General features: G+C 52.6%; 18 protein-coding genes. 15 read left to right on the top strand and 3 right to left on the bottom strand.

Annotation, left to right across the window (positions count from 1 at the left end):
• Window positions 1–46 precede the first annotated feature (46 nt).
• From ruvB to DWX59_RS02690, 15 genes are all read left to right on the top strand, one after another.
• Entirely contained in the window at window positions 47–1,054 is a 1,008-nt protein-coding gene (ruvB, locus tag DWX59_RS02760) for a Holliday junction branch migration DNA helicase RuvB (RefSeq protein WP_117556027.1), read from the top strand.
• Between the two features lie 368 nt (window positions 1,055–1,422).
• Window positions 1,423–2,370 carry a cell division protein ZapA gene (locus DWX59_RS02755; RefSeq protein ID WP_117556025.1) on the top strand — a complete coding sequence of 316 codons (948 nt, stop codon included), beginning with the start codon at window positions 1,423–1,425 and terminating at the stop codon, window positions 2,368–2,370.
• Window positions 2,371–2,491: 121 nt separating this feature from the next.
• Window positions 2,492–4,768: a U32 family peptidase gene (locus DWX59_RS02750; RefSeq protein ID WP_117556024.1), complete on the top strand. Its 2,277-nt coding sequence runs from the start codon at window positions 2,492–2,494 to the stop codon at window positions 4,766–4,768.
• A 5-nt stretch (window positions 4,769–4,773) separates the two neighbouring features.
• Complete coding sequence (locus tag DWX59_RS02745) at window positions 4,774–6,120, top strand: FtsW/RodA/SpoVE family cell cycle protein (protein ID WP_117556022.1); 1,347 nt, start codon at window positions 4,774–4,776, stop codon at window positions 6,118–6,120.
• On the top strand, window positions 6,110–7,564 hold the full coding sequence (locus DWX59_RS02740) for a peptidoglycan D,D-transpeptidase FtsI family protein (RefSeq protein WP_227116389.1): 1,455 nt from the start codon (window positions 6,110–6,112) through the stop codon (window positions 7,562–7,564). Before DWX59_RS02745 ends, DWX59_RS02740 begins: the two co-directional genes overlap by 11 nt.
• A gap of 236 nt (window positions 7,565–7,800) precedes the next feature.
• Window positions 7,801–8,595, top strand: a complete 795-nt coding sequence (locus DWX59_RS02735; RefSeq protein WP_117556020.1) for an FAD binding domain-containing protein — start codon at window positions 7,801–7,803, stop codon at window positions 8,593–8,595.
• A complete protein-coding gene (locus DWX59_RS02730; RefSeq protein WP_117556018.1) occupies window positions 8,592–9,071 on the top strand; it encodes a (2Fe-2S)-binding protein in 480 nt (159 codons plus the stop codon). Before DWX59_RS02735 ends, DWX59_RS02730 begins: the two co-directional genes overlap by 4 nt.
• Window positions 9,071–11,389 (top strand): xanthine dehydrogenase family protein molybdopterin-binding subunit, encoded by a 2,319-nt coding sequence (locus DWX59_RS02725; RefSeq protein WP_117556016.1) that lies wholly within the window; start codon window positions 9,071–9,073, stop codon window positions 11,387–11,389. Before DWX59_RS02730 ends, DWX59_RS02725 begins: the two co-directional genes overlap by 1 nt.
• Window positions 11,390–11,571: 182 nt before the next feature.
• Window positions 11,572–12,024 (top strand): NUDIX hydrolase, encoded by a 453-nt coding sequence (locus DWX59_RS02720; protein ID WP_002567924.1) that lies wholly within the window; start codon window positions 11,572–11,574, stop codon window positions 12,022–12,024.
• A 293-nt stretch (window positions 12,025–12,317) separates the two neighbouring features.
• Window positions 12,318–13,040, top strand: coding sequence for a GntR family transcriptional regulator (locus tag DWX59_RS02715; RefSeq protein WP_166460159.1), 723 nt, complete (start codon window positions 12,318–12,320; stop codon window positions 13,038–13,040).
• Window positions 13,041–13,074: 34 nt separating this feature from the next.
• Window positions 13,075–14,244, top strand: coding sequence for an ABC transporter substrate-binding protein (locus DWX59_RS02710; RefSeq protein WP_117556012.1), 1,170 nt, complete (start codon window positions 13,075–13,077; stop codon window positions 14,242–14,244).
• A gap of 23 nt (window positions 14,245–14,267) precedes the next feature.
• Complete coding sequence (locus tag DWX59_RS02705) at window positions 14,268–15,980, top strand: ABC transporter permease (RefSeq protein ID WP_117556010.1); 1,713 nt, start codon at window positions 14,268–14,270, stop codon at window positions 15,978–15,980.
• Window positions 15,977–17,011, top strand: a complete 1,035-nt coding sequence (locus DWX59_RS02700) for an ABC transporter ATP-binding protein (protein WP_117556008.1) — start codon at window positions 15,977–15,979, stop codon at window positions 17,009–17,011. Before DWX59_RS02705 ends, DWX59_RS02700 begins: the two co-directional genes overlap by 4 nt.
• 33 nt (window positions 17,012–17,044) lie before the next feature.
• A complete protein-coding gene (locus DWX59_RS02695) occupies window positions 17,045–17,758 on the top strand; it encodes a PHP domain-containing protein (protein WP_117556006.1) in 714 nt (237 codons plus the stop codon).
• Window positions 17,713–18,687: an MBL fold metallo-hydrolase gene (locus DWX59_RS02690; RefSeq protein WP_117556004.1), complete on the top strand. Its 975-nt coding sequence runs from the start codon at window positions 17,713–17,715 to the stop codon at window positions 18,685–18,687. Before DWX59_RS02695 ends, DWX59_RS02690 begins: the two co-directional genes overlap by 46 nt.
• Window positions 18,688–18,778: 91 nt before the next feature.
• Here DWX59_RS02690 and DWX59_RS02685 read toward each other — a convergent pair whose 3' ends face one another.
• Genes DWX59_RS02685 through DWX59_RS02675 form a run of 3 tightly spaced genes read right to left on the bottom strand, consistent with a single transcriptional unit; the run spans window position 18,779 to window position 21,698 of the window.
• Window positions 18,779–19,129, bottom strand: coding sequence for a cupin domain-containing protein (locus tag DWX59_RS02685; RefSeq protein WP_117556002.1), 351 nt, complete (start codon window positions 19,127–19,129; stop codon window positions 18,779–18,781).
• 47 nt (window positions 19,130–19,176) lie between these two features.
• Window positions 19,177–20,742, bottom strand: coding sequence for an autoinducer-2 kinase (gene lsrK, locus DWX59_RS02680; RefSeq protein WP_117556000.1), 1,566 nt, complete (start codon window positions 20,740–20,742; stop codon window positions 19,177–19,179).
• A gap of 41 nt (window positions 20,743–20,783) precedes the next feature.
• Window positions 20,784–21,698 carry a sugar-binding transcriptional regulator gene (locus tag DWX59_RS02675; protein WP_117555998.1) on the bottom strand — a complete coding sequence of 305 codons (915 nt, stop codon included), beginning with the start codon at window positions 21,696–21,698 and terminating at the stop codon, window positions 20,784–20,786.
• Between the last annotated feature and the right edge of the window lie 185 nt (window positions 21,699–21,883).

Genomic DNA, 21,883 nt, shown 5'->3' with positions numbered 1-21,883 from the left:
CAAAGCCCGGGGACAGCAGATTGATATATGATTAGTTGAGGTGTATATGGAACGCAGGATTATAACCACAGATGTAACGGCGGAAGATGAGCGTATAGAGACAACGCTGCGCCCTCAGAGTCTTAAGGATTACGTGGGGCAGGAAAAGCTTAAATCCACCCTGAAAGTATATATAGAGGCTGCCAGGAACCGGAATGAGGCGCTGGACCATGTGCTGTTCTACGGCCCTCCGGGGCTGGGCAAGACCACCCTGGCCGGAATCATAGCCAACGAGATGGGAAGCAGCATGAAGGTGACCAGCGGCCCGGCCATTGAGAAGCCGGGGGAGATGGCTGCCATCCTTAACAATCTCCAGGAAGGGGATGTGCTGTTTGTGGACGAAATCCACCGCCTGAACCGTCAGGTGGAAGAAGTGCTGTACCCGGCCATGGAGGATTTTGCCATTGACATCATGCTGGGAAAAGATTCCACAGCCAGGTCCATCCGTCTTGACCTGCCCCATTTTACCCTGGTAGGGGCAACCACCAGGGCCGGGCTTCTCACAGCTCCCTTAAGGGACCGTTTCGGCGTGGTGCAGAGGCTGGAATTCTACTCCCCAAAGGAGCTTACCACCATCATCCTCCACTCAGCCCGTGTGCTGGGAGTGGAGATTGAGGAAGCGGGCGCGCTGGAGCTGGCAAGGCGTTCCAGAGGAACCCCCAGGCTTGCCAACCGTCTGTTAAAGCGCGTCAGGGACTTTGCCCAGGTCAAATACAACGGGGTCATCACCAGGGAAGTAACGGACTTTGCCCTGGATATCATGGATGTGGACAAGCTGGGCCTGGACCAGAACGACAGGAACATCCTTCTCATGATCATAGAGAAATTCTCCGGAGGCCCTGTGGGCCTGGACACCCTTGCAGCGGCCCTTGGCGAAGACTCCGGAACCCTGGAAGAAGTATACGAGCCCTATCTCCTGATGAACGGCCTGATCAACCGCACCCCCCGCGGCCGCACCGCCACCCAATCAGCCTACCGGCACCTGGGATGTCCAAAAGAAGGAAACACACCCTAAAACAAACCAAATCAGGAAATGTAGAAAAACGCCGTACACACAGGGTTGAGGCTTTGGGGGGGATGTGGTATAATATCCACGCAGGCAATGAGCAGTGCGGAAAAAGGCGGATGGAAAATTTCGTTGTGCTTGCACATAAGGAATTTTCCATTTGTCTTTTTCCATAGGGCGAAGCCCGTGAGCGAGATGGGGCGCAGCGGAATCGAGCGGGCACTGCGGACTTACGGGCAAGCCAACCAAAGCCAGCCACACACCGGCAATTGGGACAACACCCAACCGCCCATCCGAACACCCGGGTACAGGACCGTGTCCCAAAGCGGCCAAGGCCCAAGCTCCATCCCACCATCCCTAAAAAACAGGAGAACAAAATGGACTCAAAAAATTACACCCAAGTATTAATAGATGGAAAAATATACACCTTAGGCGGAAGTGAAGACGAAGCCTATCTCCAGAAAGCAGCCAGCTATGTCAACGACAAAAATATGCAGATGCGCAAGCTGCCCGGCTTCTCGAAGCAGAGTGCGGACTATCAGACCGTCATGATCCAGTTAAACATAGCAGACGACTACTTCAAGGCATTGGAGTGGGCAGAAGGCATGGAACGTCAGAAAAACGACCTGGAAAAAGAAACCTACAGTTTAAAGCATGAATTAGTAAGTACCCAGATGAAGCTGGAGGCAGTATTAAAGGACCTGGAGGAGCGTCAAAGGGAGCTGGACCGGCTCACCAAGGTGACGGCCCGAATGGAAGAAGAAATAAGGGCGGCCAGGGAAGCAGAGGCGGCAGCGTCCAGGGAGGCAGAAGCAGCCAGGGAGGCAGAAACAGCCAAGGAACCGTCAGCAGCCCAATCCACCCACGCAGGCCAGTCCATCCCGGCGGAAGTCATCCGGGCAGATAAGACGCTGACTGTGGAAGACAAGATTGAGGCCAGTGAGACCATGCAGGCCGCGGAAACCATCCAAACCAGCGATACTATCCGTGCCAGTGAAACCATCCAAACCACGGAAACCATCCAGGCCACAGAAACCATCCAGGCCACAGAAACCACCCAGGCCACAAGAACCATCCAGGCCGGTGAAGCAACCCAATCCGGGGAAACCACATCCACGGTAAAGATATCAGAAGGAATCAAAGCAACAGCCGGCCAGCCGATAAAAGGGGCCGCATCCGTTACACAGGCCGCATCTCCTGCAGAAACAGCCAGGACAGAAGCGGCGGCAACATTACATACCAAAGGCATATCAGATGAAGAGCTGGCCAAAAAGGCCCTGCAGGCAGCTAAAAAGGCAAATTCACACAGAGGCGGGCGCAGATAGGACCATCCTGCGCTGCAAGAAGGGACAGAAGATTCATTTGAGCAATGCTGTAACAGATACAAGGGGGATGTCTCATGATGATGCGTGAGGCATCTTTTCTTTCAGGAAAGGTTGGGACAAAATGGAAAAAAAACAGGCAGAGATACTGGCACCGGCAGGTTCCTGGGCCAGCATGAAGGCTGCGGTGGCAGCCGGGGCAGATGCCGTATACATGGGCGGCACCCGGTTCGGGGCCAGGGCCTATGCGGATAATCCGGATGAAAAGGGGCTTTTGGAAGCCATTGACTATGTGCATCTGCATGGACGCAGGCTGTATATGACGGTCAATACACTGTTTAAGGAATCCGAGCTGAAAGAATTGGCAGAATACATGACGCCCTACTACAATCAGGGATTGGACGGCGTGATTGTACAGGACCTGGGGGCTTTGAGAATCATGAAGGAGAATTTCCCGGGACTTGAACTGCATGCCAGTACCCAGATGACCATAACCAGCGTATACGGGGCCAGGATGTTAAAAGACTTTGGCTGCAGCCGTGTGGTGACGTCCAGGGAAATGTCCCTGGATGAGATACGCCGTGTCCGCGAAGAAGTGGATGTGGAAATCGAAAGCTTTGTCCATGGCGCCCTGTGTTACTGTTACTCAGGCCAGTGCCTTATGAGCAGCCTGATTGGCGGGAGAAGCGGAAACCGCGGGCGCTGTGCCCAGCCCTGCCGTCTGCCTTACCGGGTATACGAAGGACAGCATGGCCAGGGGAAGCCAGCTGTCATGAACCGGGAGAATGAGAAATACGTCCTGAGCCTGAAGGACCTCTGTACCCTGGATATCCTGCCGGACATCCTGGAAGCCGGCGTATATTCCCTGAAGATTGAAGGCAGGATGAAGAGTCCCAGGTACACGGCAGGAGTTGTAAGCATTTACCGCAAATATACGGACCGGTATCTGGACCATGGAAGGGAAGGATACCATGTGGAGCCGGAGGACCGGAAGATGCTTCTGGATTTATTTGACAGGGGAGGCTTTACTTCCGGCTGCTACGAAGAGCACAATGGGCGGGATATGGTGGCCCTTAAGGAAAAGCCTGAATTCAGGGAAGGAAACCAGAAGCTGTTTGATTACCTGGACCGCGCCTATGTGGAAGCGGAATTAAAAGAATCCGTCATGGGCCATGTGATATTGGAGACGGGAAAGCCGTCTGTCATGACCCTGAGCTGCAGCGGAGTGGAGGTGACTGTCAATGGGCAGGCGCCGGAAGCAGCGCAGAAACAGCCCATGACAGAGGAAAAGGTGTTAAAGCAGCTGAATAAGACAGGCAATACCCCGTTTTTCTTTGAACATCTGAGCGCAGAGTTAAAAGGAGAAATGTTCCTGCCTGTACAGGCACTCAACGAGCTGCGAAGGTCCGGCCTTAAGGCCCTGGAATCCGCCCTGCTCCAGCCATATAGGTCGGGACGGGAGCTGGCAGGCTTGTCAGGCAGCGGGGAAGTGGACCATCAATTGATGCCAGATGACACAGCCCCCGCCCGATTCGGCCAGCCGTCCGCAGCCGCCCAGCCAACCTCCGCCCCCTTCACCCTCACCGCCTCCCTGGAAGAGCCCTGGCAGCTGGAGCCTGTACTGAACCAAAAGGACGTATCCGCCGTATATCTGGATGCGGCCGGCTTTGGGCCGGCTTCATGGAAAGATGCAGCGGACCGGTGCCACGCCGCAGGCAGGGCATGTTACCTGGCCCTTCCCCACATTTTCCGGGACCATGCCTTAAGGTTCTTTAAGGACAGCAGGGCGCTCCTTGCTGATGCTGGCTTTGACGGGGTACTGGTCCGTGCGCTGGAGGAAATCCAGTGGCTGGAGGATAACCGGATTGCCCTGCCCTTCATAACAGACGCATCCGTTTATGCCTGGAACAGCGGGACGCTGGAGGAACTGGCGTCAAGGAATCCCGTGGCAGTCACCATGCCATGGGAGCTTAACAGCCGGGAGATGGGGCCTGTGGTCCAGGCCTGCTGTCAGGCCCATATTCCGGGGGAACTGGTGGTATATGGGCATGCGCCCATGATGGTATCGGCGCAATGCATCACCAGGACCGTCAAATCATGCACCCATGACCGGGGCCTGCTGATGCTGAAGGACCGGACCGGGGCCATGCTGCCGGTGAAGAACCACTGCCGGTTCTGCTACAATACCATTTATAATCCGTCCCCCGTGTCCCTGCTTGGCAATGAGGATTTAATACGGCGCATGGGGCTGGCGCGCATCCGCCTGCAGTTTACGGTGGAGGATGCGCAGCAGACAGAGAAGGTGCTGGAAGCCTTTTCTGCATCCTTTATGGGCGGGAAGACAATAGAGCCGCCGTTCAAGGATTTTACCAGAGGCCATTTTAAGCGCGGAGTGGAGTGACGCCTATGACCAATCTTATTGTTGAAGTTTCAAAATACCTGATGATTCTGCTGATGGCAGTTTATACCTATGCCAACTTCCGGTACTTTTCCCTGAAGGATATGGGCCGGAAGCAGCGGGTGTGCGCAGGGCAGAACCGGGCCATGTACGCCATTCATTTCCTGGCTTATGCGGTCATGTACCTGAAGACGGAAAATGACGGCGTGCGGCTGATGCTGATTGCATTTTATGTTGCCCAGGTGGTGTTTTTTCTCTGTTATATCTACCTTTACCGTTTTTTGTACAGAAACGTATCCAGGCTTCTGGTCAATAATACATGCATGCTGTTGTGCGTTGGCTTCATCATGCTATCCAGGCTGTCCCTGGATAAGGGGCTGGATAAGGCGGTGCGCCAGTATGTCATCGTGGTGATTTCCGCATGCCTGGCCTGGGCCATTCCTTATATCATGGAACGGGTATGGCAGCTTTATAAGCTTCAGTGGCTGTATGCAGGGGTGGGGATCCTGGTTCTCTTTACCGTATATGCGGCTGGAAATGAAAGCTTCGGCGCACAGCTGTCCCTGACCATAGGAGGGATTTCCATACAGCCCTCCGAATTTGTTAAGCTTACCTTTGTGTTTTTCACTGCGTCCATGTTCTATCAGTCCACGGATTTCCGGGCAGTGGCGGCCGCAACGGCGGTGGCGGCTGTCCATGTGCTGATTATGGTGCTGTCCAAGGATTTGGGCGGGGCATTGATTTTCTTTACCACGTACCTGCTGATGCTCTTTGTGGCCACCAGCAACTGGTTTTATCTGGGCCTTGGAACGCTCCTGGGAACCGGGGCCGCAGTGGGGGCCTATCAGATGTTTGCCCATGTGCGGCGCAGGGTCCTGGCCTGGAGCAATCCATGGGCTGATATTGACAACAAGGGATATCAGATTACCCAGTCCCTGTTTGCAATCGGAACAGGGGGATGGTTTGGGATGGGGCTTTGTCAGGGCATGCCGGGCAAGATTCCCGTGGTGGAAAAGGATTTCATTTTCGCGGCTGTTTCAGAGGAAATGGGCGGGATTTTCGCCATCTGTGTCCTTCTTATCTGTCTGGGCTGCTTTATCCAGTTCATGATGATTGCGGCCAGCATGCAGGCTGTGTTCTATAAGCTTATTGCATTTGGCCTTGGAATTGAATATATCAGCCAGGTGTTCCTGACCGTGGGAGGCGTGACCAAATTCATACCATCCACCGGCGTGACGCTGCCCTTTGTGAGTTATGGGGGAAGTTCCATACTCAGCACGTTCATCCTTTTCGGAATCATACAGGGGCTGTATATATTAAAGAGAAATGACGAGGAGGAACTGGATGGTGTCTGATAAAAAGAACACGCCAAGGAAAGCAGCTCCGAATCCAAAGGCGAATAGCTGCATCCTGGGCATTACCTACCTGATGGTGGCCCTGTTCCTGGGACTGGCCGTGTACATGGGGTATTTCCTTCAGGTGAGAAGCGAGGACGTGATTAATAATTCCTATAATGCGCGCCTGGACAGGTTTTCCGACCGGATCGTAAGGGGGAAAATCATGGCAGGGGATGGAACGGTGCTGGCTGAGACACAGGTGGACGCAGATGGCAATGAGACCCGGGTGTATTATTATGGCAGCGTGTTTGACCATGCGGTGGGCTATTCCGCCAAGGGTAAGACAGGAATTGAGGCGCTGGCTAATTTTTACCTGCTGACCTCCCATGTGAACCTGTTGGAACAAGTGGGCAATGAGCTGTCAGGCAGGAAGAATCCGGGGGATAATGTCTATACCACCCTGGACGCGGAACTTCAGCAGGCAGCATATGCTGCCCTGGGCGACCGGAAAGGCGTGGTCATTGCCATGGAGCCTGATACGGGAAAGGTGCTGGCCATGGTATCCAAGCCCGGATATGACCCCAATACCCTGCTCCAGGACTGGGATTGGCTGACCGATGGGGGCAATGGGGAAGGCCAGCTGTTAAACCGGGCCACCCAGGGCCTATACCCGCCGGGCTCCACCTTCAAGATCGTGACTGCCCTGGAATATATGCGGGAACATCCCGGCGGTTACCGGGATTATCAGTTTGACTGCAGCGGCGTGTACGTAAACGGGGACTACAGGATAAAATGCTATCACGGCACGGCCCATGGGCATCAGGATTTTACCCGGTCCTTTGCCAATTCCTGCAACGGCGCATTTTCCAGTCTGGGGCTGGGGCTTAACCTGGGCGCCTTTCGGGATACGGCTAAAAGCCTGCTGTTTAACTCCCCGCTCCCCATAACAGGCCTGCCCTATAAGCAGAGCTCCTTTCAGATGGGACCCGGGGCAGATACCTGGGAAATCCTCCAGACCTCCATTGGACAGGGAACCACGCAGGTCACGCCCATGCACAATGCCATGATAACAGCGGCCATTGCCAATGGCGGGACCTTGATGAAGCCGTATTTCCTGAACTCGGTTGAGACAGCCGGCGGCGAGGAGATTAAGAAATTCATGCCAGCCTCCTACGGCAGCCTGATGACGGCGGGAGAGGCAGAGGGATTGACTGAACTGATGCGCACAGTGGTGACAGAGGGGACCGGATCCGCGGTACGCACCGATGCATATACGGTGGCGGCCAAGACAGGCTCGGCAGAATTTGAGACCGGAAAGGAAACCCATGCATGGTTTACCGGGTTTGCGCCCGTGGAAAACCCAAAACTGGTGGTTACGGTCCTTGTGGAAGAAGGAGGCAGCGGCGGCAAGGCGGCTGCGCCGATTGCAAGGCAGCTGTTTGATATTTATATGGCCAGGTAATACATGGCAGATAACGTGTGGGAAGCGGTATATATCTTGTAAAAGAATAACGATATTTGTAGAAAACAGGGGGATTTCATGCTATAATCTCCCTGTTTGTTTTGGTTTTACAGGATATTGACATTACAGGATATGGACATTACAGGAAACAATGTTTTAACCTTACATGAAAACACCGCACAAAGGCATCCGAACTGCGGCTGACCTGGTGCACATGATAAGAAAGGAGAACTTGCGTGTTCCGAGCGGAAGATTATGTAAAAGTGGACAGTCTGGCGGAAGCTTATGAACTGTGCCAGAAGCGCAGCAGCCTGGTGGTGGGCGGCAATGTATGGCTGAAGATGACCGGTGTCACAAAACGTACCATTGTGGACCTGTCGGGCCTGGGACTGGATAAGATTGAGGAGACAGGGGATGAATTCAGGATCGGGTGTATATGCACCCTTCGCCAGCTGGAGGTCCATCAGGGGCTGAACCAGTATTTTGGCGGCATTTTCAAGGAATGCACCCGTCATATCGTAGGGGTGCAGATGCGCAACTGCGCAACCGTGGGAGGAAGTATTTTTGCCCGCTTTGGATTTTCTGATATCCTCACCTGCATGATGGCCCTGGATACCTATGTGGAACTTTACCATGGAGGCATCGTACCTTTGGCTGAATTTGCAAAAAGGCCTGTGCGCCGGGACGACAGGGACATCCTGGTACGCATCATCATAAAGAAGGACGGACGCAAGGCCGCCTATGCCACCCAGAGGAATACGGAAACGGATTTTCCGGTGATAGCATGCTGCGTGTCCCGCGGAGGCAATGTCTGGTATGTGTCAGTGGGGGCCAGGCCATCCAGGGCCCAGGTGGTGAAGGTCAATGACGACGGATTTGACAGCCTGGCCCAGATGGCGCGTGAAGCAGCTGATTCATTTTCCTATGGAACCAATACCAGGGGAAGCAGCGGATACCGCCGCCAGCTGGCTTCGGTCTATACCCGCCGTCTGATGGAACGTCTCACAGGAAGGAGTGTGAACAGAGGATGAATATACAGTTCCGGTTAAATGGAAAGAATGTGCAGGCCGATGTGGAGCCGGATGTAATCCTGCTGGATCTGCTGAGGAAGCTGGGATGCTACAGCGTGAAGCGCGGCTGTGAGACTGCAAACTGCGGCCTGTGTACGGTGTGGCTGGACGGAAAGACCGTGTTATCCTGTTCCACCCTGGCCGTCCGCGTGGACGGACGTCATGTGACAACACTGGAAGGGCTTCAGAAAGAAGCAGAAGAATTCGGCATGTTCCTGGCCGCGGAGGGCGGGGAGCAGTGCGGGTTCTGCAGCCCGGGATTCATCATGAATGTGCTGGCCATGGAGCGGGAGCTGGACCATCCGGATGAGGAGGATATTAAGGAATACCTGGCAGGCAATCTGTGCCGGTGCAGCGGATATATGTCCCAGCTTCGGGCTGTGAAGAAGTACCTGGAGCGGAAGGACGCCGCGGACACAGAAGGAGGTGCACGGTGATGGAGAATAATCAGAAGAGGAATTACCGCGTTGTGGGGGCTCCGGTCGTGAAGAAGGACGCAAAGGCACTGGTTACGGGAAAGCCCGTATATACGGACGACCTGGCGTTAAAGGACTGCCTGATCGTCAAGGTCCTAAGAAGTCCTTATGCCCACGCCCTGATTACAGAGATAGATTGCGCGGTGGCGGCTAAGATGCCCGGCATTGAGTGTATCCTGACATGGAAGGACGTGCCCCAGAAGCGGTTTACCATGGCCGGACAGACCTATCCTGAGCCCAGCCCCTATGACAGGCTGCTCCTGGACCGGCGTCTGCGGTTTGTGGGGGACGCGGTTGCCATTGTGGCCGGTGTGGATGAGGCGGCAGTGGACCATGCCATGCGTCTGATACGCGTTAAGTACCAGGTGCTGGAGCCGGTGCTGGATATGCACGATGCCAAGGACGGCCATATCCTGGTGCATCCGGAGGACAGCTGGAAGAGCCTTTGCAGCGTGGGCGCTGACAATCTCCGCAACCTGTGCGCATCCGGTTCTGAGGCCCATGGGGACCTGGACGCGGCCTTTGCAGGATGCAGCCATGTCATTGAGCGGGTTTACCATACCAAGGCCAACCAGCAGGCCATGATGGAGACATTCCGCGCCTACACCTATATGGATGTATATGGAAGACTGAATATAGTGGCGTCCACCCAGGTTCCTTTCCACACAAGGAGGATCCTTGCCCATGCGCTGGATGTGCCTAAATCCAGGATCAGGGTCATCAAACCCAGGATTGGAGGCGGCTTTGGGGCCAAGCAGACCGTGGTGGCAGAGGTTTATCCTGCGATTGTCACAATGAAGACAGGAAAGCCGGCCAAGATCATTTACAGCCGTTATGAATCCCAGATTGCCTCATCCCCCCGCCATGAGATGGAAGTGCGGGTGAAAATCGGGTGCGACAGCAGCGGGATCCTCCAGGCCATGGACGTGTATACACTGTCCAATACAGGGGCCTACGGCGAACACGGCCCAACCACCGTGGGGCTTTCCGGACACAAGTCCATCCCGCTGTACCGCACCCCCAAGGCTTTCCGGTTCGGATATGACGTGGTCTACACCAACCGCATGTCAGCCGGGGCATACAGGGGTTATGGGGCTACCCAGGGCATATTTGCGGTGGAATCCGCTATCAGTGAACTGGCAGCCGAGATAGGAATGGACCCGGTGAGGATGCGGGAGCTCAACATGGTAAAGGAAGGCGACATCATGCCTGCCTATTACGGCGAGCCGGCCAACAGCTGTGCCCTGGACCGCTGCGTGGCAAAGGTAAAGGAAATGATTGGCTGGGATGAAAAATACCCCAGGAAGCAGGTAAGCGGTTCAAAGGTGCGCGGCGTGGGCCTTGCAATGGCCATGCAGGGATCTGCCATATCGGGCGTGGACGTGGCCAGCGTCTGCATGAAGGTCAATGACGACGGGTTCTACAGCTTGATGATCGGCGCCTCGGATATGGGAACGGGCTGCGACACCACCCTGGCCCAGGTTGCGGCGGAATGCCTTGGCTGCGATTTGGACGATATTGTGGTATACGGGACGGATACGGATATTTCACCCTATGATTCCGGTTCCTATGCCTCCAGTACGGCTTACCTGACCGGCATGGCAGTGGTGAAGACATGTGAGACGTTAAAGAAAAAGATACTGCATAAGGCAGCCAAATATCTGGAATGCAGTGAGGATGAGCTGGAATTTGACGGCAGGCGGGTGTACCGGGTGTCCTGCGAGGAGGATGGAAGCAGGAAAGAGATTACCATTAAGGACATCGGCAACCGTATCATGTGCAGCAACGAAGATGCGCTTCAGGCAACAGAGTCCCATTCCTCGCCTGTATCGCCGCCGCCCTTCATGGCAGGAGCCGCAGAGGTGGAAGTGGATACAGAGACAGGAAAGGTGGAGCTGCTGCGGTTCGTGGCCGCGGTGGACTGCGGCACCCCGCTTAACATCAATCTGGCAAGGGTACAGACCGAGGGCGGCCTGGCCCAGGGAATCGGCATGGCCCTGTACGAGGATGTGACTTATTCAGACACAGGACGGGTGTATGAGAATTCCTTTATGCAGTACAAGGTGCCCAGCCGCCAGGATGTGGGAAACATACAGGTGGAATTCGAGTGCAGCTATGAACCCACCGGCCCTTACGGCGCCAAATCCATTGGCGAGATTGTAATCAATACGCCGTCGCCGGCCATTGCCAATGCGGTGTATCATGCAGTGGGCGTGAGAATCAGGGAACTGCCCATCACGGCTGAGAAGGTATTTATGGGTATGAAAGGACTGGATTAAAGGGAAGACAGCCATCATGGATTAAAATGGATTACCAGTTACCTCCCAGTCCCAAAACACAGATAAACCTTGCATATCCCTTCCAAAAGTTGTATACTAAGACCAGTTATGGTCAGTGCCGCCGTATTTTCGGGTACAGCTGCAGCACGGCCAGGTTCACACCAACACCAGGAGGGATTGCAATGATTGAGGCAACGAGCTGCGGCGGTGTGGTTATATTTCGAGGGAAGATCCTCGTCCTTTATAAGAACTATAAGAATAAATATGAAGGATGGGTATTGCCTAAGGGAACAGTAGAAGCTGGCGAAGAGTATAAGGAAACGGCGCTCCGCGAGGTAAAGGAGGAGACCGGTGTCAGTGCATCCATTATCAAGTATATCGGCAAGAGCCAATATTCGTTCAACACCCCCCAGGACGTGGTGGAAAAGGACGTACACTGGTATCTGATGATGGCCGACAGCTATTACAGCAAACCACAGCGGGAAGAGTACTTTCTGGATTCCGGATATTATAAGTTCTATGAAGCATACCATCTGCTGAAGTTTTCGAATGAGAAGCAGATACTGGAAAAAGCATACAATGAGTATCTGGACTTAAAGAAGAGTAATCTTTGGGGAAGCAAGAAGTATTTTTAATTGAATCGTGACGTATTTAAGGGCGCTCCGGGATTACCGGGGCGCCCTTTTGACATCGATTGGGAGTGCAGAAGGGGGATGAAAATACAAATCTCCTGTCCGGACAGCTCCCGGTTTTATTTTACACACCGTATACCAAACCTTAACCTATCCTCGCTTTTTTTTGCACTTTACAATGTTTATAATAAAATACGTAAGCTGTCAGACAGCGGGATAAAAAGCGCTGGCACATATCTTGGATTTCATTCCCGCCTTATATGTGCCCAAATACAAAAAAGGAAAGCAGGTCTGCCGTGGAACGCAATACCCTATATCGAAGGATAGCACAACAACTCATAGAGCGGATTTCCTCTGGGAATCTAAAACCAGGGGACAGGCTGCCCGGCGAATATCAGCTGGCAAAGGACTTTCATGTAGGCCGTTCTACGATTCGGGATGCCCTCCGCCTACTGCAGGAGTCGGAGTATATAGAGGTCCGTAATGGTGTGGGAAGCTTTGTGGCTGCGCCCCGGCGGGCCATTGCGAATCCGCTTACGCTGCTGACCTCCATCGGAACCATGATTGAGGCATCGGGTTTTAAGGCAAGTGCCCATATTGAGTGGGTCCGCCACCAGCAGCCGGAAGCTGCCTGGAGTCAGAAACTGTGCCTGAATCCGGGGGAAGAGGTTGTGGTAATGGGGCGGAAACGCTTCGCAGGCAGGCGCTGTGTATCTTTTGCAGTGAATATTTTTTCAGAAAGCCTGGTGGGGCAGAAAATGGACCAGGGATTTGAGGGAAGTATATTTCATTATCTGGAAGAAAACTGGAACATTTCCCCTCAATATGCCATTACGCGGATTCATGCAATGAATAAAGAGCTTCCCTGGGATGCAATGGCCAATGAAATATTACAGGAGCCAGCGATTATGCTGGAACAGCTTCACTACGATCAAAATTATTATCCTGTATTTTTATCCCGCAACTATGTTCAGACTGATTTTGTGGCACTGCAGCTAATTCAGAAGCGGGTTGACTGATGCTGCAGGCACAGGTAAAAAAGGAGATTACGTTATGAAAAAGACATATTTTGGATTTGTTGGTATGACTGCTGCTGTCAGCCTGGCTCTGGCGGGCTGCAGTGCAGGTGCCGGAACCTCTGCTCCTTCGTCCGCAGCGGCTGTACAGACGGATGAAGCAGCACAGGCAGATGGGGCCGCACAGACAGGGGCAGCAGCGCAGGCAGATATTTCCGGAGCAAAGTCCTCTGATGCGGTCCGGGAAGGGAACGGCGCTGAAGGGAATGGAAAAGCCCCGGAGGATATCCAGGGAGAACTGATGGTATATACTTCTTCCGGTGATGATTATATGACAGATATCAGTAAAATGTTTCAGGAGAAATATCCAAACATAGATTTTCAGTACTTCAGAAGCGGAACAGAGGAAGTGGTAAGCAAGATGATGACAGAGGCGAAATCCAGCAAGATTCAGTGTGATGTAATCATGCTGGCCGATACCCCTACCTTTGAAAAGTTTAAAGAAGACGGGCTGTTGGAAGCCTATGATTATCCGGAGATTGATAAGCTTTACCCTGATTTTGTAGATAAGGACCACATGTATTATGGGACGGCTATTGCATCCACGGGAATCATCTATAATACTAACCTTGTGTCAGAGGCGCCTGAATCGTTTACCGTGTTCACGGATGGGGCCAACAAGGGAAAATGTGTCATGCCAAGCCCTCTGTATTCAGGAACGGCCGCTTATAACCTGAGCCTTTACACAAAACTGGATAACCTGGGCTGGGATTTTTATGAGCAGATGAAGGAGAATGATATGCAGGTAGTCAATGGAAACGGTGGTGTTATTAAGGCTGTTGCCACCGGTGAACGCACCTACGGCATGTGTCTGGATACAGATACGCTGTCAGCCATGAACGATGGCTCCCCTCTGGCCTTTGTTTATCCCCGGGAAGGATGTTCCTCCATCTGCGACCCCATTGCCATCATGAAGGATGCTCCTAATAGTGACATGGCCCGGCTGTTTGTTGATTTCATGCTTTCCAGGGAAGTGCGTGAGTTTGCTGCACAGAATTATTATAAGACGGCTCCTCGTACGGATGTGGCCGTTCCCCAGGGAGCCCTTTCGGTTGAAGATAGGAAGATGCTCTATATTGACCCCAGGGACCTATTGGGGACCAAGGAAGCCGATAAACAGAAATTCGATGTCATGTTCAATCAGTAACCCTAAGAAGAAAGGCGTAAGCTATGTCATCTATGTCATCTGTCCGTTCCCGCCGTCTGTCCATACCGGCTGCGGGAGCCGGAATACTTCTGTTTTTTGTTTTTACCTGGCCGCTGGTGTATCTGTTCTCAGATGGGTTTAAAACACCGGATGGGAGGTTTACGCTGGCGTATCTGGTTCAGCTTTTAGGGGATCCGTCCTTTTACCGGGTTATTGCCAATACAATTATTGTAAATACAGGCGGTACGCTTCTGGCAGCGTCTTTGGGCATTCTGTTCGCATTTCTCATTGCTTATACGGACCTGCCTTGCAAGCCGCTGATTCATAACCTGCTGCTGGTTCCCCTGGTGATTCCGGGATACATTATAACCCTGGCATGGATGCAGACCCTTGGGCAGGGCAGCCTTATTTATAGGCTGACCCATTTTCCGCTGTATTCCCATTGGGGAATCATCCTTATATTTGGGGTATGTAATTATCCCTTGTTATATCTTCTGGCCCTGAACAATTTCAGGAAGATTTCCCGGGAACTGGAACAAGCTGCAACTGTGTCCGGCTGCAGGAAATGGTCTGTATTCTTCCATGTGACCCTTCCGCTGTCAGCAGGAATCCTGATAAATGCCATGCTGCTGATATTCCTTTCCTGTCTGGATAATTTTGGTACGGTTGCGTTTATTGGGATTCCGGCCAATATTACGGTCCTCAGCACGGATATTTACAAGGCCGTCACTTCCTTCTCCCATGACAGCTTCGGTTCTGCTGCCATACGGGCAATCTTCCTGTCCCTCATTGCCTTCGGTCTGATGTGGGCTTCCGGCAGGACTACAGGAGGACTGCATTCGGTGATGGCGGAAAAGGAGGACATGTCAGTCCGATGCAGCCTGGGGAAATTTAGGATACCGCTTCTGTGCGCAGCGCTGTTAATCCTGGCCCTGATTAACATCATGCCTTTGATGACGCTGGTCATGACATCCCTTACAAAGGCAATGGGAGTCCCCTTCCGGCCGGATACAGTTACGCTTGCTAATTTTGAAAAAATATTCAGGAACAGCAAGTGCCTGAACGGGTTGAAAAACAGCCTGGTCCTGGCCATGGGGTCTGTGTCTGTGTGTGCCGTGCTGGGAATTACCGTATCCTATGGGACCTTACGCAGGAAATCAAAGCTTTGCGGCATATTGCAGCATCTGCTCACATTTCCTTATTCCATTCCGGGCATCATCCTTGGGCTGGGCTTGATCCTGACCTTTGCAAAGCCTGTGTTTGGGATAAGTATATATGGGAGTATCTGGATTCTTCTGCTGGCTTATATCATCCGCTTCACGGCGGTTATCCTGCGTGCGTGTAATTCCGCCTTTGCCACCCTGGACCCGGCCATGGAGGAAGCAGGCATGTCCTGTGGGGCCGCGGCGCCTTCTATCTGGAAACAGATTATCCTGCCCCTGACCAGCGCCCCGGTGTTATCGGGAATGGGACTTGTGTTCCTCAGCAGCCTGATGGAGCTGACCACTTCCTCCATTCTCTGGTCAGCCGGGTCGGAAACAGTAGGCGTTGTGATATTTAACTTTACTTCTGCCGGAAAAACCAATATGGCTTCGGCTTATTCAACCGTCATCCTGCTTTTGGCCGCTATTGGTTTCGGTTTACTGAAGCTTTCCGGCTGGCTGGCAGAGTGGGTACGGGTGCGGCCGGCGGTCAGGGCAGCATGTTTTACCAATGAAAGGAGTATGCAATCATGATTACCTCAGTCAGACATCTTTCTATGAAATTCGGCGATTACCGCGCTTTGGACGATGTTAATCTGGATATTGGGGAAGGGGAATTTGTGGCTGTTCTCGGACCATCTGGGTGCGGCAAAACCACATTGCTGCGCCTTTTGGCGGGATTCTTCATCCCATCGGCAGGGACCATATCCATGAACGGGAGTGTGGTAGCCGAAAATGGATATGGAAGTTCCCCGAATCAAAGGAATATAGGCATGGTGTTCCAGTCATATGCGCTGTGGCCGCATATGACCGTATTTCAGCAGATATTGTTTCCCCTGCGCCATAGCCGGATTAAGACCTGGACAAAGAAAGACATGGAAGAGCGTGCCATGGAAATGCTTTGTCTGGTAGGGATGGGCCATCTGGCTGGACGCTACCCCTCGGAGCTTTCGGGCGGCCAGAGGCAGCGTGTGGCTTTAGCCAGGTCGCTGGCGGATAAACCGGGGCTTCTTCTTATGGATGAACCCCTGTCCAATCTGGATGCAAAGCTGAAAATTGAGATGCGTAAGGAAATCAGCCGTATCCACAGGGAGACGCACAGCAGCATTTTATATGTTACCCATGACCAGTCAGAGGCAATGGGGATGGCGGATAGGATTGTCATCATGAAGGATGGTGTGGTGCAGCAGATTGGCACCCCAAAGGAAATATTCTCAAATCCGGCCAATCCCTTTGTGGCCCAGTTTGTAGGACAGACCAATCTCATTCCGGGAAAATGGCAGGATGACTGCTTTATCTGCGGAAAGGGAGAGGTCATCCGCAATAGACATGTTCCCCATTCATTTCACAAGGCAGACTGCTATCCGGTGAAACCGGAGCAGGTTAACCTGGTGGAAGCAGGGCAGTCAGGCCTTCTGGCAACCGTGGAGAGTACGGAATATCAGGGATTTCGCAGTAAGATACTTCTGGCGCTGGAGGACCATACGGTAATAGAGGCGCTTCTGGATTCGCGTATCCCTGTAAAACCTGGCCAGACCTTTGGGATTAAGCTGGAAACAGCATGAAACTATGATTCATCTAAGTGAGGAAGAGGCATTATGTCTTATTGTTATGATTTGCATGTACACAGCAGGGAAGTCAGCCCCTGCGGCTGGCTGACAATTGGGGAAATGATACAGCGGTATAAGGAGCGGGGGTATCAGGGCTTCTGCCTTACCAACCATTTCCACCAGGAATTTTTCATAAAAACAGAACAGCTATCTTGGAAGGAGAGGGCAGAAAGTTTTCTGATGCCATGGAAAAAAGGAAAGGATTTGTGCAGGGATGATTTTTATCTGGGGTTTGGTATTGAAATCCGCTTCCTAGGCAATCCCAATGATTATCTTCTTTACGGGGTATCGGAAGAACTTTTCAGGGCCGAAGGGGAGACATGGATTACCATGAATTTAGAATCCTTCTACCGCCGTTACAGGGAACGGTTTCTGATAATCCAGGCCCACCCAAACCGTCAGGACAACTGCAAACCGGCGGCAGCAGGACTGCTTCATGGTATGGAAGCTTTCAACACAAGCCCGAGGCACGATAACGGAAATGAGAAAACCCAGAATATACTCATGGAACATCCTGACCTGATTGCAACGGCAGGCAGTGATAGCCATAGAGCTGAAGATACAGGCCTGGCAGGAATCATCACAGAGAGACCAATCTGCTCGGATGACGGCCTGCTCCGGATTCTTAAGGACAGGGAATATCTTCTAAAGAACAAATGTATGTTACTTACCCCGGATTTGAAACCGGTAGGTGTTCTGTGAGCCGCCTTCTGTCCCTGCCTTTTGGACAGGCGGATTGCTTTCTCCTGGAATTGCAGAAGGGAGGTTCATCACCCGGATATGTTCTGATTGACGGAGGAAGGAAGGAGACGCAATATCCGCCTCTTATGGATTATCTGCAGAAACTGGGAATTCCATCCATTGACCTTCTGATTCTTACCCATCTCCACGGGGATCATCTGGGCTGGCTGGATCAGGTGGTCCTTTCTGTTCCTGTAACAGAAGCAGTGCTTCCCTACGGACCTTTGGGTCTGGATTCTGATTATCTGGAAAGGGAAGGGATGGAAAGGGAATTCTGCCAGACAGTCATGGATTACCGCCGCCTGATTAAGCATCTGAAAAGACAGGATACAGTGGTGCATACGGCCTTTCAGGGGCTTTTGGGAGAGGAGGGGAGAAAGGAAGCTCCCTTTGTATTTTCCTTTGGAAGCTATACATTAAGAGAGCTTTTTCCGGCGGATTTATGTCATGGGACAACTGCTTTTGAAGAGTTCTGTCTTTGCGCGGGCCAATGCAGACCGGGAACTGTCAGGGATGCCTGGAGCCGGGCAGCCAGGTATCTCAACGGTGACAGTTCTGTCTGGCTGCTGAATCACGGGACAGAGGCAGCGGCCCTGTTCTGCGGGGATATATTTGAAAGCAGCCTGCAGGCGGCCATGGAAAGGGCGGGATTTACAGGTTCTGTCCCGCTTATCAAGTTGTCCCATCATGGTCGCAATGACAAGGGTCATGTTTATTTTACCCCGGATTTTATCAACAGCCTGAGTCCTGAAACCATAATCATTACCAATACGGATGATAACTGCAGACTGTATGGGACTCGGTGGAATGACTTTTGGAAGGGGTGCAGTGTCCTTGCTACTGGTTCCCTGCATGCAATATGGGAGGGGGTTTTGTGCGTTCCCATATAAAGTGGATGGGAGAGAATAGTCAGCTATATAAAAGCAGCGAAAAAGGGCCCGGCCATATCCACAGCCGGGCCCTTCCCTAAAAGGTATCCCATCAATAAGTATAATCCTCAATCTCCACCTTATCCACTTCCTGATATGGAGCCAGGGTGGATATCATTTTTACGGTCTTGTCATAAGAGTTGACGCAGTAGTGGATTTCAGAAGGTTCTATATGAATCAAATCCCCTTGTTTTAAATGATGCACGGTCCCGTCAACCACAATATCGATTTCCCCTTCCAGAATAAAGAAATCCTCCTCCATGATATTGTGGTAATGCGCCTTGAAATCCTCCCCTGGCTGGAACTGCACCACTGCAAAATTCATTCTTGGGCCTTTCATCAGGTATTTTGGGCCGCTGTTGCCAAAGCGGTACTCTTTTTCACTTTCATTTACTATAAACATCCTACTATATCCTCCTATTCTATGACCTTGGTTCTGTCATTTTGGTTCTATAATCCTGGGGCGGCCCACATGCTCTTGGTTAAATCCTGGTTGCAGATATCCAGCTGAGCCTTGTAAACCTTGCGCCATTGTCCGTACATTTCACAGTAAATCTTATGGTTTTCCATATCAGGGACATAGGTGGTGTCCCATTTCACCAGCTTTTCAGCTGCCTTTGACATGTCGTCGTATATGCCCACCCCATAGCCTGCCAGGATGGCGGCGCCCAGGGCAGTGGCCTCTTTGACAACCGGGACCTTCACAGGGAGTCCCAGCACATCGGAGAGGATCTGGCACCACAGGGGGCTCTTGGAAGCGCCTCCTGCGAAAATGATTTCCTCCGGCTGGTTGCCCGTGGCTTCCCGGACCAGGTCCAGATGGCCCTTGGTGACCAGGGCGGTGTTCTCAAGGATGGCCCGGTAGAACGTATACTTGGAGAAACGCGCCGGATCCAGTTCAAAATTGGTAAAGGTGGGTGAGGCGTGCTTCCAGCTGATGAAGTTCATGACATCGGAAAATGCGCACATCATGCCGTAACATCCGGCCGGTATATCCTTGGCATACCGGTTCATCACGTCATAAGGGTCAGTGCCCTCCAGTCTGGCAAGCTCCTTCTCTGCCTGGCAGAAGCCGTCCCGGAACCAGCGCATCACAAGGCCGGGCTTAAATGCAAGGGCCTCATACTGCCATACGCCTGGCACTGCATGGCAGTTGACGCGGACACGGCAGTCCTGGTCTGTGTGTCCGTCCCCTGTATTGTACTCATACTGCCAGAAGCTGCCGCCAAAGACAGCTGCCTGGTTCGGTTTCACCACCCCTACGCCGATGCAGCCCAGCTGCGCGTCGCCGCCGCCCACAATCACAGGCGTGCCCTGGGCCAGCCCGGTCTGCGCCTCACACTGGGCGGTTACGGTCCCTGCGGTGGAGCCGCATTCACGTACCTCGGGGAAAATATCGGTGCGCAGCCCGCAGCGCTGGGCAATGGTAGGATCCCAGTCCCTCTTTTTAAGGCTGAACAGGCCGGTGGTGGAGCCGTTGCTGGGTTCCACGGCCAGGACCCCGGTCATCTTATAGATGAGCCAGTCATTAAACATGCCCACATAGGCCAGCTTTTCGTAGACCTGGGGCATCTTGTCCCTGACCCATAAAAGGCGGGGAAGGGCGTCCAGGGCATAGGTCTGTCCGGACTCCAGATACAGTTCCTTTTCCTGTCCCGGATAGGCCTCACGCAGGCGGCCCACTTCATCGTTGCTTCTGGCATCCACGTTGGCGCAGGCCCAGATTTCATTTCCTTCCCTGTCGTAAAGTACGATTCCCTCCCTCATGCAGGTGGTGGAAATGGCCGCTATCTCTTCCGGTGCAATGCCGGATTCCTTAAGAACCCCCCTGATGCATCCGCAGGTCAGTTCCCAGTTGTATGTCCAGTCAAAATCCATGCTGCCCGGATACCTGGGGTCTTCCTTATGCTCCCATTCCTGTTGCACACATGCGATCTGGCTGCCCTCCAGGTCGAACAGGACTGCCCGGACGCTGCCGGTGCCGGCGTCAACAGCAAGAAAGTATTTCTTTGACATATGTAGCTCCTCCTTTTCAATTCTTTTATATTCCGCTTACATCAATCCGCGTCAATCAGCTGCAGCGCGGTATCCTCATCCGTAATCAGCACATCCAGATAACTGCCCCTGAGGGCGGCCCGTATGGCCTCCACCTTCTGGGGGCCGCCGGATATGCCGATTACATTGTTCAGGCTCTTCAAAGTATTTAGCGAGGTGCTGAACAGCCGTTCCTCGATGTCGCTGTGGATGGGGCTGCCATCCCTGTCAAAAAAGTGGGTCAGGATATCGCCCACCGCTCCCTGCATGGAAAGGTACAGGAAATCATTGGGATTTAGAATACCGTTGGAGATGATCGTTGCATCCTCGTTCATGGCCCCGATTCCCACAACGGTCATGGTTGCCAGGCGGACCATCCTTGCAATCTCCTGGATGGGCGGCTCGTCACGCATGGCTTTGCACATCTCCTTAGAGGACACAAGAAGTGGGGCCGGGTAAAGGTAAAGCTTGGCATTGAAGATGTTGGAACGGATGTTGGGCAGGTAATAGCTGACCCCGCCTGTGAGGGACACCACGGAGATCGGGGATTCGGCAATGGTGGCCAGATGGTTCAGCACCCTGCTGGGGGTATCCCCGTATCCCATATTGATGAACATGTTCTCCGTCAGCCTGTCTCCGATGTACATGGCGGCTGCCTGGGCAATGGTCTCATTGAGATTGGAGCCGTTTGGCGGGGTGGGGACCACGAAGACATCCTTTAAGTTCCACTGGGTGGTAAGCTTCTGCTCAAGCATCAGCTGCTGGCTCCGCTCCGGAGAGATCTTAAACTGGATCACCCCTGTCTGTCTGGCCTTTTCCAGCAATTTAATGACCTTCATACGGGATATCCCAAGCTTCTCGGAAATCTTCTGCTGGGTCATGTTTTCTATATAATAGTACCAGGCTGTTTTAACGATTAAGGAATCTTCATAATCCATACCGGCCGTACACACCTCCTGTATCCTGAGTTATATTAGGAAGCAAAACATTTGGAATCAAACATTAGAAATTGTATGAAACAAATGTTTTGATTCGAATAAAATGTTTAACTTTGACATTAGTATATCAAAGGGCAACATTAATGTCAATATGCAAAATTGGGGGAAATACATATGAAATAGGG

The sequence above is a fragment of the Enterocloster aldenensis genome (assembly GCF_003434055.1).
Classification (GTDB): domain Bacteria; phylum Bacillota; class Clostridia; order Lachnospirales; family Lachnospiraceae; genus Enterocloster; species Enterocloster aldenensis.
The sequence above is the reverse complement of the archived record's forward strand: the minus strand, read 5'-3'. Positions and strand labels throughout refer to the sequence as shown.

Coding starts and splice junctions, on each gene's coding strand:
- ruvB (WP_117556027.1), top strand. CDS start 47: ATGGAACGCAGGATTATAACCACAGATGTAACGGCGGAAGATGAGCGT.
- DWX59_RS02755 (WP_117556025.1), top strand. CDS start 1,423: ATGGACTCAAAAAATTACACCCAAGTATTAATAGATGGAAAAATATAC.
- DWX59_RS02750 (WP_117556024.1), top strand. CDS start 2,492: ATGGAAAAAAAACAGGCAGAGATACTGGCACCGGCAGGTTCCTGGGCC.
- DWX59_RS02745 (WP_117556022.1), top strand. CDS start 4,774: ATGACCAATCTTATTGTTGAAGTTTCAAAATACCTGATGATTCTGCTG.
- DWX59_RS02740 (WP_227116389.1), top strand. CDS start 6,110: ATGGTGTCTGATAAAAAGAACACGCCAAGGAAAGCAGCTCCGAATCCA.
- DWX59_RS02730 (WP_117556018.1), top strand. CDS start 8,592: ATGAATATACAGTTCCGGTTAAATGGAAAGAATGTGCAGGCCGATGTG.
- DWX59_RS02725 (WP_117556016.1), top strand. CDS start 9,071: ATGGAGAATAATCAGAAGAGGAATTACCGCGTTGTGGGGGCTCCGGTC.
- DWX59_RS02720 (WP_002567924.1), top strand. CDS start 11,572: ATGATTGAGGCAACGAGCTGCGGCGGTGTGGTTATATTTCGAGGGAAG.
- DWX59_RS02710 (WP_117556012.1), top strand. CDS start 13,075: ATGAAAAAGACATATTTTGGATTTGTTGGTATGACTGCTGCTGTCAGC.
- DWX59_RS02705 (WP_117556010.1), top strand. CDS start 14,268: ATGTCATCTATGTCATCTGTCCGTTCCCGCCGTCTGTCCATACCGGCT.
- DWX59_RS02700 (WP_117556008.1), top strand. CDS start 15,977: ATGATTACCTCAGTCAGACATCTTTCTATGAAATTCGGCGATTACCGC.
- DWX59_RS02695 (WP_117556006.1), top strand. CDS start 17,045: ATGTCTTATTGTTATGATTTGCATGTACACAGCAGGGAAGTCAGCCCC.
- DWX59_RS02690 (WP_117556004.1), top strand. CDS start 17,713: ATGTATGTTACTTACCCCGGATTTGAAACCGGTAGGTGTTCTGTGAGC.
- DWX59_RS02685 (WP_117556002.1), bottom strand. CDS start 19,129: ATGTTTATAGTAAATGAAAGTGAAAAAGAGTACCGCTTTGGCAACAGC.
- lsrK (WP_117556000.1), bottom strand. CDS start 20,742: ATGTCAAAGAAATACTTTCTTGCTGTTGACGCCGGCACCGGCAGCGTC.
- DWX59_RS02675 (WP_117555998.1), bottom strand. CDS start 21,698: ATGGATTATGAAGATTCCTTAATCGTTAAAACAGCCTGGTACTATTAT.